Below are 329 nucleotides of genomic sequence, written 5' to 3' on the forward strand. Positions count from 1 at the left end.
GCCAAGGCATCCACCATGTGCACTTATTCGCTTGTCCCTATAACGTTAGCCTCTCATCATTTGCATAATGAAAGAGCGCTACAGGGATAAGAAAGTACAACGTTGTTGCTTGTTTGTTGATACATACAATCATTACCCATCGATTCACCTTTTACGGCAAACCGATCAATAAATAATCTTTACTTCTTCCAGATTGTTAAAGAACATACAGCACTTGGTCTCGAAAAGACCAAACCTAAATTCAATCACCGATGTGATCAACTTACGTTTGAACTTTTGGTGGAGGATGACGGGATCGAACCGACGACCCCCTGCTTGCAAAGCAGGTG

Origin of the sequence: Janthinobacterium sp. KBS0711 (genome assembly GCF_000988085.1) — a bacterium.
Lineage (GTDB): Bacteria > Pseudomonadota > Gammaproteobacteria > Burkholderiales > Burkholderiaceae_D > Janthinobacterium > Janthinobacterium lividum_E.